The following is a 17,419-nucleotide window of genomic DNA, read 5'->3' on the forward strand; positions in this document are numbered from 1 at the left end:
CCGGCGGGCCGCCAGCCGGGACCGGTCCGCTGGCCCCGGGAGCTGCTGCTCGGTGCCCGGATGGCCGCCTCCGGCGGCCGCCAGGGTCTGCTCCGGACCGGGATGGCCGCCGTGGGGGTCGGCCTCGGTGTCGCGCTGCTGCTGCTGGCGGTCTCCCTCTCGGCCATGATGGACGCCCGGTCCGACCGGACCTCGGCCCGCAACGACCTGCACATGGGACGCGAGCAGCCGCCCGCCTCGGCGGCCACGCTCCTGGTCGCCGACGCCAACACCGCCTACCGGGACGTGTTCATCCGGGGTCGGATCCTGCAACCGGAGGGCCCACAGGCCCCCGTCCCACCCGGACTCACCCGGCTGCCCGGGCCGGGCGAGCTGGTCGTCTCCCCCAGGCTGGCCGACCTGCTCGACTCGCCCGAGGGTGCGTTGCTGCGCCCCCGGCTGCCGCAACCCGTCGTCGGCGTCATCGACGCCGCCGGGCTGGAGGGCCCGAACGAGTACGCGTTCTATCTCGGCAGTGACCAACTCAGCCACGGCGGCACGGTGACCCGGATCGACCGGTTCGGCGAATTCGACACCGGCCCCAGCGAGGGGCTGGACCCGATACTCCTGCTCCTGGTCGTGATCGCCTTCGTCGTACTGCTGCTGCCGGTCGCGGTCTTCATCGCCTCCGCGATCCGCTTCGGCGGGGAGCAGCGCGACCGCCGGTTGGCCGCACTGCGCCTGGTCGGGGCGGACGCCCGGATGGCCCGCCGGGTAGCGGCGGGCGAGGCACTGTTCCTGTCCGCACTCGGACTGGTCGCCGGGGTGGTCTTCTTCCTGGTCGGCCGCCAGTTCGTCGAACTGCTCACCCTCCAGGGGCTCAGCGTCTTCGCCGAGGACGTCCGACCGGACCCGGCCCTGGCCACGTTGACCCTGCTCGCCGTACCGGCGGCGTCGGTCGGGGTCACCCTGCTGGCGTTGCGCCGGGTCGTCATCGAGCCGCTGGGGGTGGTCCGCAGGTCCGGTGGTGTCACCCGTCGGCTCTGGTGGCGGCTGGTCCTGCCGGTCGTCGGCACCGGGCTGCTCATCCCACTGATGCGCGGCATCGGCGAGACCGAGGGCACGTTCAACCAGATCCAGGTCGTCGCCGGCGTCCTACTGCTGCTGATCGGGGTCACCGCGCTGCTGCCGTGGCTGGTCGAAACGGTGGTGCACCGGCTGCGCGGCGGCGGGCTGTCCTGGCAGCTGGCGATACGCCGGCTGCAACTCGACAGCGGGACGTCGGCCCGGATGGTCAACGGCATCGCGATCGCGGTCGCCGGCGGCATCGCGCTACAGATGCTCTTCGCCAGCGTCGCGGACAACTACACCGAGCAGACCGGGCAGGACCTCACCCGCGCCCAGGCCGTGGTCAACCTGGACGACGTCGACAGCGGCACGGCCCGAACGCTGGTCCAGCGGTTGACCACGCCCCCCGGCGTCACGCCCGTGACCAGCCTCAGCTACGCCAAGCTCCGGGCCACCGGTGCCGCACCCGACCCGGAACAGGGCGTACCCCCCAGCATCCTGTTGATCGGCGACTGCCCGTCCCTGGCCGAAGTGGCCAACCTCGATCGCTGTGCCGACGGTGACGTGTTCGTCGTACCGCCGGAAGCGCCGGAGGTCACCGGCGAGCCGGACCCACCGGCCCCCGGACAGGTGGTCGATGTCGTCAGCCTGGACGACTCGACGCGCCGGAGCTGGACGGTACCCGCCAACGCCCGGCCGGCGACTCCTCGGACGGACCCCAGCGGACGGCTGCACTCCGGGATCCTGGCCACACCGGGCGCGTTCGAGGCGGGGCAGTTGCCGAAGCTGGCCCTCTCCGTCCACCTGCGCCTCGACCCGACCGCACCGGACACCATCGAACTGGTCCGCAACGCCGCAGCCGACATCAGCCCGCTGGCCCATGTCGCCGCCCTACAGGAGACCGAAACGACCAACCGGTTCGACGGCATCCGACGCGGGTTGTACGCCGGGGTGGTGGCGACCCTGTCGCTGCTGGCGGTGAGCCTGCTGGTCAGCACCCTGGAGCAGCTGCGGGAACGGCGTCGGCTGCTGGCCGTGCTGGTCGCGTTCGGCACCCGGCGCAGCACGCTGAGCTGGTCGGTGCTGTGGCAGGCGGCCATCCCCGTGGTGCTCGGGCTGGTGCTGGCGATCATCATCGGCGTCGGGCTCGGTGTGGTGCTGTTGAAGATGACCAACGAGCAGGTACGCCTCGACTGGTCGAGCATCGCCGGCATGTCCGGTCTCGCCCTGTCGGTCGTACTGCTGGTGACCGGGCTCAGTCTGCCGGCGCTGTGGCGGCTGCTCCGGCCGGGCGGCCTCCGTACCGAGTAGCACCGGGTGTACGCACAGGGAGGGCCCCTGCTCATCGCTTTCCGTATGAGCAGGGGCCCTCCCCGCACCTCAGCGGTTGGCGAGCTTGGCCTGGCGGGCGTCGCGCTTCTCCTCGAACCGGGACGCCGCGCGCTCCAGGTCGTCGAGGTGGCGGGCCAGTTCCTCCCGGGCCGCCTCACCGTCGGCGTCCAGCCCGGTCACGTTCCACACGTCCCAGTTACGCAGCACCGGCACCAGCACCTCGTCGCGGTGCTGGCGCAGGTCGTAGATGCCGGCCAGGGCGATCGCCACCGACTTACGGGCGAAGCCCTCGATGCCGTTGCCGGGCATCTGGAAGTCGGTCACCACGTCGGTGATCGCCCGCATCGCCTGGCTCGGTGCCAGTTCGAGCGCCGCGCCGAGCAGGTTGCGGTAGAAGACCATGTGCAGGTTCTCGTCGGCTGCCACCTTCGCCAGCAACTGCTCGCAGAGCGGGTCACCGCTGGCCCGACCGGTGTTGCGGTGCGAGATCCGGGTGGCCAGTTCCTGGAACGAGACGTACGCCACCGAGTGCAGGATCTCGTCGTCGTGGTTGTTGCTGTATCCCGTGGACATGTGGACCATCCGGGCCCGTTCCAACGCCACCGGATCGACGGCCCGGGTGACGGTCAGGTAGTCGCGGATCGCCGTACCGTGCCGGGCCTCCTCAGCCGTCCACCGGTGCACCCAGGTCCCCCAGGAACCGTCCCGCCCGAAGAGCGTCGCGATCTGGTGGTGGTACGACGGCAGGTTGTCCTCGGTGAGCAGGTTGACCACCAGCGCGGTGCGGGCCACGTCGGGCAGCTTCGAATCCTCCGAGGCCCAGGCCTCACCACCCAACGGCCCGTCGAAGGTCCGTCCCTCGCTCCACGGCACGTACTCGTGCGGGAACCACTCCTTGGCGACCCCGAGGTGCCGGTCGAGGTTCTTCGCGACGACAGGTTCGAGTTCGATCAGCAGGGCGGTCTGACTCAGCGGTTGGGTGTTGGACACGGTCACGGGCTCTCCCTACGGTGGCGTAACTTACGCCACCGTAGGTTAAGAACCCGCGCTACGCCAAGTGGATCTCACCCGATGGCGGGTCGAAGGTCGGCCGTCGGCGGCTCCCAGACACCCGGTACGGCAGGAACCTGGTCACCGGTACGGATGTCCTTCACCTCGTCGGCCGCCCCGTCCACCCCCGGGAACCAGACGTACGGGATGCCCCGCCGCTCGGCGTACCGGATCTGCTTGCCGTACTTCGCCGCCGACGGGGACACCTCGGTGGGGATGCCCCGGCGACGCAGCGCGTCGGCGATCCGGTTGCTCTCCGGACGCTGCTCCTCGGCACCGAGCGCGACCAGGACACAGGTCGGCACGCTCCGGGAGACGGTCAGGGCATTCGCACCGAAGAGCAGACCCAGCATCCGGGAGACGCCGATCGAGATGCCGACGCCGGGGAAGCACGCCCCACCGGCGCTGGCCAGGTTGTCGTACCGGCCACCCGAGCAGATCGAGCCGAACCGCTCGTAGCCGCGCAGCTGGGTCTCGTAGACCGTGCCGGTGTAGTAGTCCAGCCCCCGGGCGATCCGCAGGTCCGCCACGCAGAGCCCCGGGGCGTGCGCGGCTGCGGTCTCCACCACCGCGACCAGCTCGGCCAACCCCTCGTCCAGCAGCGGATCCCGTACGCCCAACGCCTGGACCGCCTCGGCGAACGACGCGTCCGGCGCGGAGATCTCGGCCAGCGCCAGACACGCCTTCGCCTGCGCCGCAGTGGCCCCGGCGGTGTCGACCAGCAGCGTCGCCACCCGGTCCGGGCCGATCTTGTCAAGCTTGTCGACCGCCCGCAGCGCCGCCTCCGGGTCGGTCACCCCGACGCCCCGGTAGAACCCCTCGCAGACCTTGCGGTTGTTGACCTGGATCAGGATCGGGGCCTGGCCGGCCGGCTGCCCCAGCGGCAGTCCGCCGAGGGCGTCACCGATGACCAACGGCAGCTCGGCCTCGTAGTGCGCCGACAGGGTGTCCCGGTCGACGATGTCGATGTCGGCCTGGAGGAACTCCCGGTAGCGCCCCTCCTGCGGCCGTTCCCCCCGCCACACCTTCTGGATCTGGTAGCGACGGAACGGGAACTGCAACCGGCCCGCGTTCTCCAACACGTAGCGGGCGAACGGTACGGTCAGATCGAAGTGCAGACCCAGTGCGTCGTCACCGGCCGGCTCGGCCGGGTCCTCGTGCAGTCGGCGCACCACGTAGACCTCCTTGGAGGTCTCCCCCTTGCGCAGCAACTGCTCCAGCGGCTCCACCGCCCGGGTCTCCAGCGGCGCGAACCCGTACAGCTCGAAGGTGTTGCGGATCCGGTCCAGGACGTACTGCTCGATCATCCGCTGCGGCGGCAGCCACTCGGGGAATCCGGAGATCGGCGTCGGCTTGCTCATCATGCTCCTTGACTTCCGCGCGCCGTCTCTAGCCACGCGGATGTGATTACCAGCCTCTGGTGGGACCGGCCGGGCGCGCGTCGTCGCGCTCGGCGACCGCCCGCAGGTACGGGTTGGTCGCCCGCTCCCGGCCGATGGTGGTCGCGGGTCCGTGGCCGGGCAGTACGACGGTGTCGTCAGCCAGCGGAAGAACCTTGTTCCGCAGGCTGGTCATCATCGTCGCCATGCTGCCGCCCGGCAGGTCGGTACGGCCGATCGAGCCGGCGAACAGGACGTCACCGGAGAGGCAGACCTGATCCGCGTCCCACGGTGAGCCGGCCGCCGGCAGTCGGAACAGCACCGACCCGCCGGTATGGCCGGGCGCGTGGTCGACGGTGATCTCCAGCCCGGCCAGGGCGAGCGTCGCGCCGTCGGTCAACTCGGCCACGTCCTCCGGCTCGGCGTACGGCAGCCGGCCACCGAACATCTGGTTCAGATCCATGGACAGCGCCTTGCTCGGATCGGCCAGCAACTCCCGGTCGGCCGGATGGACGTAGGCGGTGATGCCCCGCGCGCCGCAGACCGGCGTCACCGAGAACGTGTGGTCGAGATGGCCATGGGTCAGCAGGACGGCGGCCGGCTGGAGCCGATGCTCGGCCAACACCTCCGCCAACTGGTCCAGCACCCCGAGACCCGGGTCGACCACGACACACTGCTCCCCGGGGCCGGGGGCGACCACGTAGCAGTTGGTGCCGAGAAAATCGGCGGGAAAGCCGGCGACGAGCACGTCGCTCTCCTCCCGGTTAGGGCTTTCAGGGGTTGTCGTCGAAGGAAAGACTATCCGCCGACGCGACCCGTTTCGCGCTGGCTCACACCGGTCCCCCGAATACCACCGGTCACAACGATGTTGTCCAATCACATCCGCATAGACCTCGTACACCACTTTCCCAGCGGATAGCCGTACACTCTGGCGGGCGTGTGGCGTGGCGCACTTGACGCCCCGACAGCGGCAGGCAATGCCGTCCGCCATGGGATCCGTAGAGGAAAGGGGAGCGCGGGTGGCTTCCAGCAGAGACCGTCAGCGAAAACTGGCGCGGGCCAAGCTTGATCGGCAGATGGCCCGACGGGCAGCCGCCGCCAGACGCAAACGGCAGATCCAGGCCGGCGTCGGCGCAGCCGTCGCGCTGCTGCTGGTCGTGCTCGGCTCAGTCTGGGCGTTGGGTGGCTTCGATCGCAAGCCCGCCCCCACCGCCCAGGACATCTGTGCCTGGACGCCCATCGACGCGTCGACCAGCCCGGACCTCAAGGACGTCGGTCTGCCGGCCACCACCGACCTGCCGACCACCGGCACGCGTCCGATGACCATCACCACCAACCAGGGCGCTCCGATCACCGTCGAACTCGACCTGGCCAACGCGACCTGCGCCGGGGCCAGCTTCGCACACCTGGCCAGCAAGTCGTTCTACGACAACACCAAGTGTCACGAGATCACCAGCGAGGGGGCCCTGCGCTGCGGCGACCCGAGCGGAACCGGACAGGGCGGCCCGACGTACTCCTTCCTCAGCGAGAACATCCCGTCGGCCCAGGGCCCGAGCCCGGCACCGGGGCAGGCCCCGGCCTACCCGGCCGGCACGATCGCGTTGATCGGAACCCCGCCGGGCGCCAACGGCAGCCAGTTCCTGATCTTCTTCGAGGACTTCAACCCGGCTCAGCCCAGCTACCCGGTTGTCGGCAAGGTCACCTCCGGTCTCGACGTGGTCAAGAAGATCGGTGCGCTGGAGACGGTGGACAATGGTTCTGGTTCGAAGGTGAAGCCGAAGACGGACGTGGTAGTCCAGAGCGTCACCGTCGGGGAGGTGAACCCCGCCGGCCCGGCCGAGACCACCGCACCGGCGGCCTCACCCACCTCGACTGCACCATCAGCCACCCCGACCGCAGCGGCAAAGTCCTGACCGCCCGCGCCCCGGGTCAGCCGTAGACAAGAAGCCCCGCACCGCCCAGATAGTCCAGGAGGAGCCACCGTGACGTCCACCAGAGAACGGCAACGCGCCGCGGCGCGGGCCCGCCTCGAGAAGGAGATGGCCGAGCGCGCCGCCCGGGCCCGCAAGCGCCGCCAGCTACAGGCCGCCATCGGTTCTGGGGTCGCCCTGCTGCTGGTCGCGGCCGGGACGGTATGGCTGGTGACCAGCCTTGGCGACGACAAGAAGGACACCCCGGGTACGGTGGCCGGCGCGTCACAGTGCGCCTGGATCGAGATTCCCGCGGACCAGCGCAGCCCGGAGACCAAGGATGTCGGCCTGCCGCCCGTCCAGGTGCCGAACACCGGCACCCAGACGCTGACCATCGACACCAGCCTGGGTCCGATCACCGCGAAGGTGGATCTGGCGGCCACACCGTGCACCGCCGCCAGCTTCCGGCACCTGGCCGAGAAGAAGGCGCTCGACAACTCCAAGTGCCACCGGCTGGTCAGCGAGGGCATCCAGGTGCTCCAGTGCGGTGACCCGAGCGTCACCGGCAGCGGCTGGAAGGAGACCGACGGTACGGGCGGCCCGGCCTACCGGTTCGCCGAGGAGAACCTGCCGACCGACAAGCGCCCGGCCTACCCGGAGGGCGTGATCGCGATGGCCAAGTCCAGTCAGCCGAGCAGCACCGGCAGCCAGTTCTTCATCGTCTACGGCGACTCGGAGCTCGACCCGTCGTACACGGTGCTCGGCACCATCACCAGCGGGATGGACATCGTCAAGCAGGTCGGGGCGGCCGGGCACGACAACGCCTTCGCCCAGCAGGCCGGCGGCGGTCACCCGAAGAAGGAAATCGTGATCAAGTCGATGTCTCTGGCCTAGCCAGGGACCGATCCGGCACAGCAGTTTTCTCGAAGCGCCTGTCCTCGTCGTCCATGTGACGGGGGCAGGCGCTTCGTTCATGATCCCGGCCTGGGCAGCGACGTGCCCGCAGGTCCCCGTCCGATCCCCCGGCGGCTTGCCTGCCCGGCCGATCACAAGACCCCGGCCGATCCCGTAGGACCCCCGTCCGGAGCCCGGAAACCCCCGTACGACGACGGCCGCCGGCCCCGGCTGACCTACGTCGGGGTCGACGGCCGTGGTGCGCTCGTCGGCTGGGTGGGTGCTAGGCGCCCGAGGTGACCCGGTACGCGTCGAAGACGCCATCGACCTTGCGGACCGCGGCCAGTAGGTGGCCCAGGTGCTTGGGGTCGGCCATCTCGAAGCTGAACCGGCTGACCGCCACCCGGTCCCGGGTGGTGGTGACCGTGGCGGAGAGGATGTTGACCCGTTCGTCGGAGAGGACCCGGGTCACGTCGGCCAGCAGCTTGTGCCGGTCGAGCGCCTCGACCTGGATCGCGACCAGGAACGTCGACGCCGAGGTCAGCTTCCAGCTCACCTCGACGATCCGCTCGCTCTGGACCTTGAGGTCCTCGGCGTTGGCGCAGTCGTCGCGGTGCACGCTGACCCCGCCGGAACGGGTCACGAAGCCGAACACCGTGTCCGGTGGCACCGGAGTACAGCAGCGGGCGAGCTTGATCCACACGTCGCTGACTCCCCGTACCACCACACCCGGGTCATGGCTGCTGGCCCGGCTACGGGGCGGCCGGGTCGCGACAGCGGTCTCGGCGATGTCCTCGACCGCGCCCTCCTCGCCACCGTAGGTGGCCATCAGCCGCTGCACCACGGACTGGGCGGAGACCTGACTGTCGCCGACCGCCGCGTAGAGCGAGGCGACGTCGGCCAGGTGCAGGTCCCGGGCGATCGTCATCAGGTTGTCGGTGCTGAGCATCCGCTGCAGGGGCACACCCTGCTTGCGCATCGCCTTGACGATCGCGTCCTTGCCGGCCTCGATCGCCTCCTCGCGGCGTTCCTTGTTGAAGTACTGGCGGATCTTCGTACGTGCCCGGGGGCTCTTGACGAAACCGAGCCAGTCCTGGGTCGGGCTGGCCGTCTCGGACTTCGACGTGAAGATCTCGATGACGTCGCCGTTGGACAGCGTCGACTCCAGCGGCACCAACTTGCCGTTGACCCGCGCGCCAATGCACTTGTGGCCGACCTCGGTGTGCACGGCGTAGGCGAAGTCGACCGGGGTCGACCCGGTCGGCAGCGGGATCACGTCCCCCTTGGGGGTGAAGACGTAGACCTCCTGGCTGGACAGGTCGAAGCGCAGCGCGTCGAGGAACTCGCTCGGGTCGCTGGCCTCCCGCTGCCAGTCGAGCAGCTGCCGCAGCCAGGTCATCTCGTCGATGTGCGCCGGTGGCCCGACGATCGTCGCGCCCTTCTGCTCCTTGTACTTCCAGTGCGCGGCGATGCCGAACTCGGCCGTACGGTGCATCGCCAGGGTACGGATCTGCATCTCGACCGGCTTACCGGTCGGCCCGATCACCGTCGTGTGCAACGACTGGTACATGTTGAACTTGGGCATCGCGATGTAGTCCTTGAACCGGCCCGGTACCGGCTGCCAGTTCGCGTGGATCACCCCGAGGGCCGCGTAGCAGTCGCGTACCGTGTCGACCAGGATCCGGACCCCGACCAGGTCGTAGATGTCGTTGAAGTCCCGCCCCCGCACGATCATCTTCTGGTAGATCGAGTAGAGGTGCTTCGGCCGACCGGTCGTCTCCGCCTTGATCTTCGCTGCCTTGAGGTCTACCTGCACCTTCTGGGTGACCTGACGCAGCAGCGCCTCACGCTGCGGTTGGTGCTCACCGATCAGCCGGTTGATCTCTTCGTACCGCTTCGGGAAGAGCGTGCCGAAGGCGAGGTCCTCCAGCTCCCACTTGATGGTGTTCATACCCAGCCGGTGGGCCAGTGGGGCCAGGATCTCCAGCGTCTCCTTGGCCTTCTGCTCCTGCTTCGGACGCGGCAGGAAGGTGAGGGTACGCATGTTGTGCAGCCGGTCGGCCAGCTTGATCACGAGGACCCGTGGGTCCTTGGCCATCGCCACCACCATCTTGCGGATGGTCTCGGCCTTCGCCGCGTCACCGAGTTTGACCTTGTCGAGCTTGGTGACGCCGTCCACCAGCAGGGCGACCTCGCCGCCGAAGTCCTCCCGCATCTGGTCGAGCCCGTAGGCGGTGTCCTCGATCGTGTCGTGCAGCAGTGCCGCGACCAGGGTGGTGGTGTCCATGCCCAGGTTGGCCAGGATCGACGCCACGGCCAGCGGATGGGTGATGTACGGGTCGCCGGACTTGCGGTACTGCCCGGAATGCCACCGGGCGGAGACGTCGAAGGCCCGCTGCAACAGCCGCGCGTCGGCCTTGGGGTGGTATGCCCGATGCGCCGCAATGAGCGGTTCGAGCACCTCGCTCACCTGGGAGGTCTGCCACGGGGCATTGAACCGAGCCAGCCGCGCCCGCACCCGACGGCCGGTCGGAGCACTGGCCAGACCGAACCCGGACGAGGCAGCGTCGTCGCCCACCGGCCGCGCCGCCAACTCGCCCGCCGGCCGGGTGGCCAGCTCACCAGCCGTGCGCGTGACCGCGTCGCCAGCCGGACGCGGACCAGCCTCGCCATCGGATTGCGCGGGAGCGGAAGGTTGCGCCGTCATCTCGGTCAGGACAGCGGCCTCACCGGAACCGTCGACGGCGCTCCCACCTCCGGTCGACGAGGTCTGACCGGCGGTCATGGCCGGCGGACGCCGCTGCTCGATCGAACCGTTCGCGGCACCGTTGGCCTCGCCAGTCGGGTGCGCCATGCCCTCCACCGGAGGAGCCATATCGTGGGACACCGGCCTCCTCACACCTTCCGGATCGGGCCGCCCGCTGCTCGGGCCGAGCTGCCCCTGGGTTCCCAGAGCCAATCGTACCCGCAGCAGCAGCCGGTCGCCCTCCCCCCGGACGTACGGTACGGACCGGGAAGAGGGTAGCGGATCAAACCGTCAACAGAGCATGAACCGGACGCGGCGCCAGCCGTTCCCGGCCGTTGAGGAAGGCCAACTCCAGCAGCACCGTGAAGCCGGCGACCCGGCCACCGGCCCGCTCGACGAGATCGAGCGTCGCCTCGGCGGTGCCACCCGTGGCCAGCACGTCGTCGACCACCAGAACCCGGTGACCGGCGGTGAAGGCGTCCTGGTGCACCTCGAGCGTCGCCTCGCCGTACTCCAGGGCGTAGGAGGCCGCGTACGCCGGCCGGGGCAGCTTGCCCGCCTTGCGCACCGGTACGACGCCCACACCGGTGGCGTACGCGATCGCGGCGGCGATCACGAAGCCACGCGCCTCGATACCGACCACCACGTCGAACGAGTCCCGCCCGTGGAAGTCGACGATGCCGTCGATCACCTCACGGAACACGTCACCATCGGCGAAGAGCGGCATCAGGTCCTTGAACACCACTCCCGGCTGGGGAAAGTCGGGTACGTCCAGCACCCGGCTCGCTACCAGTTGCGCCGTCGCCGGGCCGCTGTCTCCGCGTACCTCGGTCTGGGTCTTCGTCACCCTGCTCCTCTTTCCAAAACGACAAGGCGTCCGTCACGCTGCTCGCACAGCATGACGGACGCCTCGACAGCCCTACGCCCGGGGGTCAGCGCCGCTTGGCGCCACCCGGCCGGTTGCCGCTGGTCGGACGACCGCCCCGGGCACCGGACGACCGCTTGCCGGCCGGACGGCTGCCCACCTTCGGGGCCGCGCCGGCCAGCGCCGCGTCCTCGACCTCGTCGGACTCCTCGGTCGGCTTCGCCTCCCGGGCGACGCCGGCCTTCGGCGTGCCCTCGCCACGGGCGGTGCCGGCCCGACGGGCCATCACCCGCTTGGTGTGTGCCTGGATCTTCGGCTCGTAGTCCTTCAGCACGCTCAGCACCGGCGTGGCGAAGAAGATCGACGAGTAGACCGCGATGCCCATACCGACGAAGAGCACCAGACCCAGGTCCTTCAGCGTGCCGGCCCCGAGCAGACCAGCGCCGATGAAGAGCAGACCACCGACCGGCAGCAGCGACACCAGACCGGTGTTGATCGAACGCATCAGGGTCTGGTTGATGGCCAGGTTGGCCGACTCACCATAGGTACGGGTGCTGCTGGCGGTGATCCCCCGGGTGTTCTCCTGGACCTTGTCGAAGACCACGACGACGTCGTAGAGCGCGAAGCCGAGGATGGTCAGGAAGCCGATGATCGTCGACGGGGTCACCTCGAAGCCGACCAGCGAGTAGATACCCGCGGTCAGCAGCAGGTCGAGGATGAGCGAGGAGACGGCGGCGATCGCCATCCGCCACTCGAACCGCAGGATCAGGTAGACCGTCACCACCGCGATGAAGATCACCAGACCGAGCAGCGCCCGTTCGGTGACCTGGTCGCCCCAGGCCGCGCTCACCTGGTTGAAGCTGACCTGGTCGACCGGGATCGAGAACTTCTCGGCCAGATCCCGCTGGACCTGGGCCGACTCCTCCGGGCCGAGATCGGAGGTGCGCATCTCGTAGGTGCCGTTGGCCCCGCCGATCTGCTGGGACGAGAAGACGTGCTTGTCGCCACCGCTGACCTCGCCGATGGCGGCGTTGACCGCCTTCTCGGCCTCCTCCAGAGTGCCGACGCTGGCCGGCACCTGGAAGGCGTTGCCACCGCTGAACTCGATGCCGAGGCTGAAGCCACGGATCGCCATGCTCCCGATCGCGATCACCACCATCACGGCGGCGGCGATCAGCCAGACCTTCCGACGCCCGATGAGGTTGAGACCGGCCTCACCCCGGTAGAGCCGGGTGGCCAGACCGCTACGGCTGCTCATGTCAGGCCTCCTTGACACGCTGGTTGCGGGGGTTGACCGGCTCGTCCTGCTCGGCCGAGTGCAGCACCCGACCGAGGCCACTGACCCGTGGCGACAGGAACGCCTTGGTCCGGGCGAACATCGTCATGATCGGGTGTCGGAAGAGGAAGACCACGACCAGGTCGAGCACGGTGGCCAGCCCCAGGGCGAAGGCGAAGCCCTTCACCGTACCGACGGAGACGATGTAGAGCACGACCGCGGCCATGATCGTGATCGCGTTGGCCGAGATGATCGTACGGCGGGCACGGGCCCAGGCCCGGGGTACCGCACTACGTGGGCTGCGGCCTTCCCGGATTTCGTCCTTGAGTCGCTCGAAGTAGATGACGAACGAGTCGGCGGCCACACCCAGCGAGACGATGAATCCGGCGATACCGGCCAGGGTCAGCGTGAAGCCGATCTGCCGGCCCAGCACCACCAGCGCGCCGAAGACCAGCAGCGCCGACAGGATCAGGCTGAGGAAGATGACCGTGCCCAGCAGGCGGTAGTAGAAGAACGCGTAGATCGCGACCAGCAGCATGCCGATACCGGCGGCCAGCAGACCGGCCCGCAGGTAGCTCTCGCCCAGCGTCGCGGTGACGGTCTGCGCCTCCTGCTGGTGGAAGGTGATCGGCAGCGCGCCGTAGCGCAGCTGGCCGGCCAGGTCGTTGGCGGTCTTGCTGGTGAAGCTGCCGGTGATCTGCGAGTTACCGGTGAGCACGCCCTGGATCTCCGGCGCGGAGATCACCTTGTTGTCCAGGACGACCGCGACCCGGCACTTGCCGCTGTCGCCCAGCGCCGCCGCGTCACAGCCCTGGCCCTCGTTGTTGAACGCCTCACGGGTGAGGTTGGTCCACTTCTTCTGTCCCTCGCCGGTGAAGTCGAGGCTGACCACCCACTGGCCGGTCGTCTGGTCGAGCACACCGTTGGCGTCGTCGACGTCGGTGCCCAGCACCTTGGCCACGTCGAGGTAGTACTTGACCGGGCCCTCGCAGGCGACGACCTTCTGGTTCTCGTCCCGGATCGAGGCCGGGAGCCGGGCGTCGAGCTGGGCGCAGGTGATCGTCGGAACGTTGAACTGCATCTCCGGGGTGAGCGCACCGACCTCGCGGCCGGTGAGGCCACCGAAGGGCTTGAGCTTGTCGGCCAGCGTCGGGTCCTGGGTCAGGTCCGCCGGGGCCTGCAACGCGCTGGCCGCCTGCCAGGCCGCCGCGCCGACCTTCTGCTGGATGGCGGCACGCTGCTGCTCGATGCTCTGGCCACCGACACCGGGGGTGGCAGCGGGGGTCGGCGTCGCCGCCGGGGCGCTGGTGGCACCCGGGGTGGGGGTGGCGCTGGGGGCCATTCCGCCCTGACCACCACCGGTGCCGGCCGAGGCGGACACCTTCGGGGCGGCACTGCCGGTCGGGGCCGGGGTACCCGAGGCACCCGGAGCGGCGCTACCGGTCGGGGCCGGGGTGGCGGTGCCCATCGGGTTCGGGGTGGCCGGCGGCGCGACACCGCCACCGTCGGTCACCTTGATCAGCTTGCGGAACCGCAGCTCGGCCGCCGCACCGATGTCGTTGAGGTCCCGGTTCTCACCGGGCAGCGAGATCACGATGTTGCGGTTGCCCTCGACCACGACCTCGGCCTCGGCCACGCCGTAACCGTTGACCCGCTCCTCGATGATCCGCCGCGCCTCCTCCAGGTTGCGCTCGGTTGGCGGCTGACCGTCGATGGTGGTTGCCTCCAGCGTCACCCGGGTGCCGCCGATGAGGTCCAGACCGAGTTTGGGCTCCAGTCGTTCCTTCCATCCGCCGCGGGCGTCGGCGAAGAAGACCAAGAGGTAGAGGACGGCAAAGATGAGCCCGAGCACGGCTAGTTGCCGCCCTGGGCGCATCTGTCCCTGAGGTGGTGCCACGGCTGTCCTGTCTCCCTGCGCGGTTCGGCCGCTGGCGGTCCGCGGCGGCGGGCGAGACCCCGTTGCCGCCCCGGTCGCCAGGCGACGGGTGGGGCGCCGGCCTACCCGGCGACGTTGGGCCGCACCGAGCGTCGGGACATGCCGGCGCGGCCATCAGATATTTCGATACATTACCTATTCCGTCCGCTGGGGCGGAATAGGTCACTCCTTTACTTCGGCCTCTTCCACGACCGTCTCGGTCGAAGCAGCCTTGTTTACCACCCGGGCGACAGCCGGCCGCGCGTAACGCGTCTGAACGCCCGGCGCCACCTCCAGCATCACCGTTTCGTCATCGACGCCGGTGACGGTGCCATAAAGGCCACCGATGGTCACCACCTCATCACCGGGGCCGATCGAGGACTGCATCTGCTCGGCTTCCCGACGCCGCTTCTGCTGCGGCCGGATCATCATGAAATACATGACGCCGAAAAGCAGAACAATCATGAGGATCGGCATGAGACTGCCGGCGCCGCCGGTGGGCTCTGCTGCGAATAGCACGGTGTATGACCTTCCCATTGGCCCCCGACCGCACCAACGGCATCAGAGCGGAGGCAGGATCTTACGTCCTGTACAGACGGCGGCGAGTCTAATCCCTGGAACTGGGAACGCCGAAGACAGCACGGATCACGAACGGATCACGGCCGATCGGGATCCCGCGAGAACAGATCGGGCGCCGGGGCGGTACCACCACCAAATGTACCATTTGGGGGCGTGCGGCCCAGATGGCGCCAAGCCGCCTCGGTAGCCACCCGTCCCCTCGGCGTACGGGCCAACAGGCCGACCCGCACCAGGAACGGCTCGCACACCTCCTCCACCGTGTCCGGCTGCTCCCCGACCGCCACCGCCAGGGTGGATAGGCCGACCGGTCCGCCCCGGAAGGAGTCGACCAGTGCGGTCAGCACCGCCCGGTCCAGCCGGTCCAGGCCGAGATCGTCCACGTCGTAGACGCGCAACGCGGCCTGGGCGACCTCCACGGTGACCACTCCGTCGGCCCGCACCTCGGCGAAGTCGCGTACCCGGCGCAGCAGCCGGTTGGCGATCCGGGGCGTGCCCCGCGACCGGCGGGCCACCTCGGCCGCCCCGTCGTCGGTGATCGGCACGCCGAGGATACGGGCGGAGCGTTCCAGCAACGTCTTCAGTTCGTCGGGCGTATAGAAGTCGAGGTGGGCCACGAACCCGAACCGGTCGCGCATCGGGCCGGTGAGCAACCCGGCCCGGGTGGTCGCGCCGACCAGGGTGAACGGCTCGACGTCCAGCGGGATGGCGGTCGCCCCCGGACCCTTGCCCACCACCACGTCGACCCGGAAGTCCTCCATCGCGCTGTAGAGCAGTTCCTCGGCGGGCTTGGCGATCCGGTGGATCTCGTCGATGAACAGCACGTCGCCCTCGGCGAGGCTGGTCAGGATCGCGGCGAGATCGCCGGAGCGCTCGATCACCGGGCCGCTGGTGGTCCGGATGCCAGACCCCAGCTCGGCGGCGACGATGTTGGCCAGGGTCGTCTTACCGAGGCCAGGCGGGCCGCTGAGCAGGATGTGGTCCGGCGGGGCACCCCGCTTCATCGCGCCGCGCAGCAGCAGGTCGAGCTGGTCGCGTACCCGGTGCTGGGCGATGAACTCGGCCAGCCGCTTCGGCCGTACGGTCGCCTCGGCGTCCCGCTCGGCGTCACTGGCGTACGCCGACACCAACCCGTCGTGCTCGGCGGTCATCGGGTCCGACCCAGCAGCCGGATGGCCTGCTTGAGCAGGACCGGGATCGGCGGTACCGGACCGTCGAGGCTCTCCGCCACCGCGGTGACCGCCTGGTCGGCCTGTCCGGCGGTCCAGCCGAGCCCGATCAGGGCCTGCCGGACCTGCTCGGGCCAGCTGCCGACGGTGACGCCGGCCGCACCGTCGGTGCCCACCGCGACCGGTCCGATCTTGTCCCGCAGTTCCAGGACGAGCCGCTCGGCACCCTTCTTGCCGATCCCCGGTACCCGGGTCAGGGCCGCCGTGTCGGCGTTGGCGATGGCCTTGCGTACGGCGTCGGGGGGGTGCACCGCCAGCACCGCCTGCGCCAGCCGGGGGCCGACCCCGCTGGCGGTCTGGAGCAGCTCGAAGATCTGCTTCTCGTCGTCGTCGGCGAAGCCGTAGAGGGTGAGGGAGTCCTCCCGTACGACGAGGCTGGTGGCCAGCCGGGCGGCCTCACCCACGCGCAGGTTGGCCGCGGTGCCCGGCGCGCACTGCACCGACAGGCCGACCCCGCCGACCTCGATCACCACTGCGGCCGGTGACACGGCAGCGACGACCCCGCGCACGCTGGCGATCATCTCGTTCCTCCTCGTCGGACCCGGTCGGCTGCGGCGGCCAGCTTGGAGCGGGTGCCGCCGCGCCAGATGTGACAGATGGCCAGGGCCAGCGCGTCGGCGGCGTCGGCGGGCCGGGGCGGGGCGTCCAACCGCAGCAGCCGGGTGACCATCGCGGTCATCTGCGCCTTGTCGGCCTGACCGGAACCCGTCACCGCCGCCTTCACCTCGCTCGGCGTGTACGTCTGCACGGGCAGCCCGACCCGGGCCCCGGCCAGTACGGCGATCGCACTGGCCTGCGCGGTGCCCATCACCGTACGAACGTTGTGCTGGCTGAACACCCGCTCGACGGCGACGCTGGCCGGTTGGTGTCTTGCCACCAGTTCGGTCAGCGCCCGGTCCAGGTGCAGCAGGCGCAGCGGTAGCTCCTCGCCCGGATCGGTCTGCACGACGTGGTAGGCGACCAGGGTGCACGGCCGGCCGGGCAGTCCCTCGACCACGCCGACCCCGCACCGGGTCAGTCCCGGGTCGACACCCAGCACCCGCACCTCGGCCCTCCCCCCTGACACACCGACGCGTACGTGTGTTCGACACCCTACTGGTCGCCACCGACCGAAGATCCAACGACACCCCGGGGACACCGACACCCTGGGGACACCACCCGGGGACGACGACACCCGGGGACAGCGGGGACGGTCCGCCG

The 17,419-nt window shown here is 69.8% G+C and carries 14 protein-coding genes; 3 read left to right on the plus strand and 11 right to left on the minus strand.

The features are described 5' to 3' along the window. Positions 1-2,358: FtsX-like permease family protein (locus ACFQ4H_RS27025; RefSeq protein WP_377575878.1), on the plus strand; the 2,358-nt coding region annotated here is incomplete at its 5' end. A 69-nt stretch (positions 2,359-2,427) separates the two neighbouring features. Here ACFQ4H_RS27025 and ACFQ4H_RS27030 read toward each other — a convergent pair. The 3 genes from ACFQ4H_RS27030 to ACFQ4H_RS27040 all read right to left on the minus strand — a co-directional run bounded on the left by ACFQ4H_RS27030 (position 2,428) and on the right by ACFQ4H_RS27040 (position 5,556). After that, positions 2,428-3,375 carry an acyl-ACP desaturase gene (locus tag ACFQ4H_RS27030; protein ID WP_377575881.1) on the minus strand — a complete coding sequence of 316 codons (948 nt, stop codon included), beginning with the start codon at positions 3,373-3,375 and terminating at the stop codon, positions 2,428-2,430. A 68-nt stretch (positions 3,376-3,443) separates the two neighbouring features. After that, the gene (hisS, locus tag ACFQ4H_RS27035) at positions 3,444-4,790 is read right to left on the minus strand and encodes a histidine--tRNA ligase (protein WP_377575884.1); all 1,347 of its coding nucleotides are present in this window, start codon (positions 4,788-4,790) and stop codon (positions 3,444-3,446) included. Positions 4,791-4,836: 46 nt separating this feature from the next. After that, positions 4,837-5,556, minus strand: a complete 720-nt coding sequence (locus tag ACFQ4H_RS27040; RefSeq protein ID WP_377575887.1) for an MBL fold metallo-hydrolase — start codon at positions 5,554-5,556, stop codon at positions 4,837-4,839. A gap of 271 nt (positions 5,557-5,827) precedes the next feature. Here ACFQ4H_RS27040 and ACFQ4H_RS27045 point away from each other — a divergent pair, with 271 nt between their 5' ends. Both ACFQ4H_RS27045 and ACFQ4H_RS27050 read left to right on the plus strand, forming a co-directional pair. After that, a complete protein-coding gene (locus ACFQ4H_RS27045; RefSeq protein WP_377575890.1) occupies positions 5,828-6,721 on the plus strand; it encodes a peptidylprolyl isomerase in 894 nt (297 codons plus the stop codon). Between the two features lie 69 nt (positions 6,722-6,790). Beyond that, positions 6,791-7,612, plus strand: a complete 822-nt coding sequence (locus tag ACFQ4H_RS27050; protein WP_377575892.1) for a peptidylprolyl isomerase — start codon at positions 6,791-6,793, stop codon at positions 7,610-7,612. A 283-nt stretch (positions 7,613-7,895) separates the two neighbouring features. On the opposite strand, the gene ACFQ4H_RS27055 is transcribed toward ACFQ4H_RS27050, so the two are convergent. The 8 genes from ACFQ4H_RS27055 to ruvC form a co-directional block, all read right to left on the minus strand. Beyond that, a complete protein-coding gene (locus tag ACFQ4H_RS27055) occupies positions 7,896-10,475 on the minus strand; it encodes a RelA/SpoT family protein (protein WP_377575963.1) in 2,580 nt (859 codons plus the stop codon). Positions 10,476-10,641: 166 nt separating this feature from the next. After that, a complete protein-coding gene (locus ACFQ4H_RS27060) occupies positions 10,642-11,205 on the minus strand; it encodes an adenine phosphoribosyltransferase (protein ID WP_377575895.1) in 564 nt (187 codons plus the stop codon). Positions 11,206-11,290: 85 nt separating this feature from the next. Beyond that, positions 11,291-12,481: a protein translocase subunit SecF gene (gene secF / locus ACFQ4H_RS27065; RefSeq protein ID WP_377575897.1), complete on the minus strand. Its 1,191-nt coding sequence runs from the start codon at positions 12,479-12,481 to the stop codon at positions 11,291-11,293. 1 nt (position 12,482) lies between these two features. After that, a complete protein-coding gene (gene secD / locus ACFQ4H_RS27070) occupies positions 12,483-14,396 on the minus strand; it encodes a protein translocase subunit SecD (protein ID WP_377575900.1) in 1,914 nt (637 codons plus the stop codon). A gap of 201 nt (positions 14,397-14,597) precedes the next feature. Beyond that, positions 14,598-14,951 carry a preprotein translocase subunit YajC gene (gene yajC, locus ACFQ4H_RS27075; RefSeq protein WP_377575903.1) on the minus strand — a complete coding sequence of 118 codons (354 nt, stop codon included), beginning with the start codon at positions 14,949-14,951 and terminating at the stop codon, positions 14,598-14,600. Positions 14,952-15,070: 119 nt separating this feature from the next. Beyond that, complete coding sequence (gene ruvB / locus ACFQ4H_RS27080; protein ID WP_377575906.1) at positions 15,071-16,141, minus strand: Holliday junction branch migration DNA helicase RuvB; 1,071 nt, start codon at positions 16,139-16,141, stop codon at positions 15,071-15,073. Beyond that, entirely contained in the window at positions 16,138-16,740 is a 603-nt protein-coding gene (gene ruvA, locus ACFQ4H_RS27085; protein WP_377575908.1) for a Holliday junction branch migration protein RuvA, read from the minus strand. Before ruvA ends, ruvB begins: the two co-directional genes overlap by 4 nt. Continuing rightward, complete coding sequence (gene ruvC / locus ACFQ4H_RS27090) at positions 16,737-17,264, minus strand: crossover junction endodeoxyribonuclease RuvC (protein WP_377575911.1); 528 nt, start codon at positions 17,262-17,264, stop codon at positions 16,737-16,739. Before ruvC ends, ruvA begins: the two co-directional genes overlap by 4 nt. Positions 17,265-17,419: the final 155 nt, after the last annotated feature.

Origin of the sequence: Micromonospora sonneratiae, assembly GCF_042679305.1 — a bacterium.
Taxonomy (GTDB): domain Bacteria; phylum Actinomycetota; class Actinomycetes; order Mycobacteriales; family Micromonosporaceae; genus Micromonospora_H; species Micromonospora_H sonneratiae.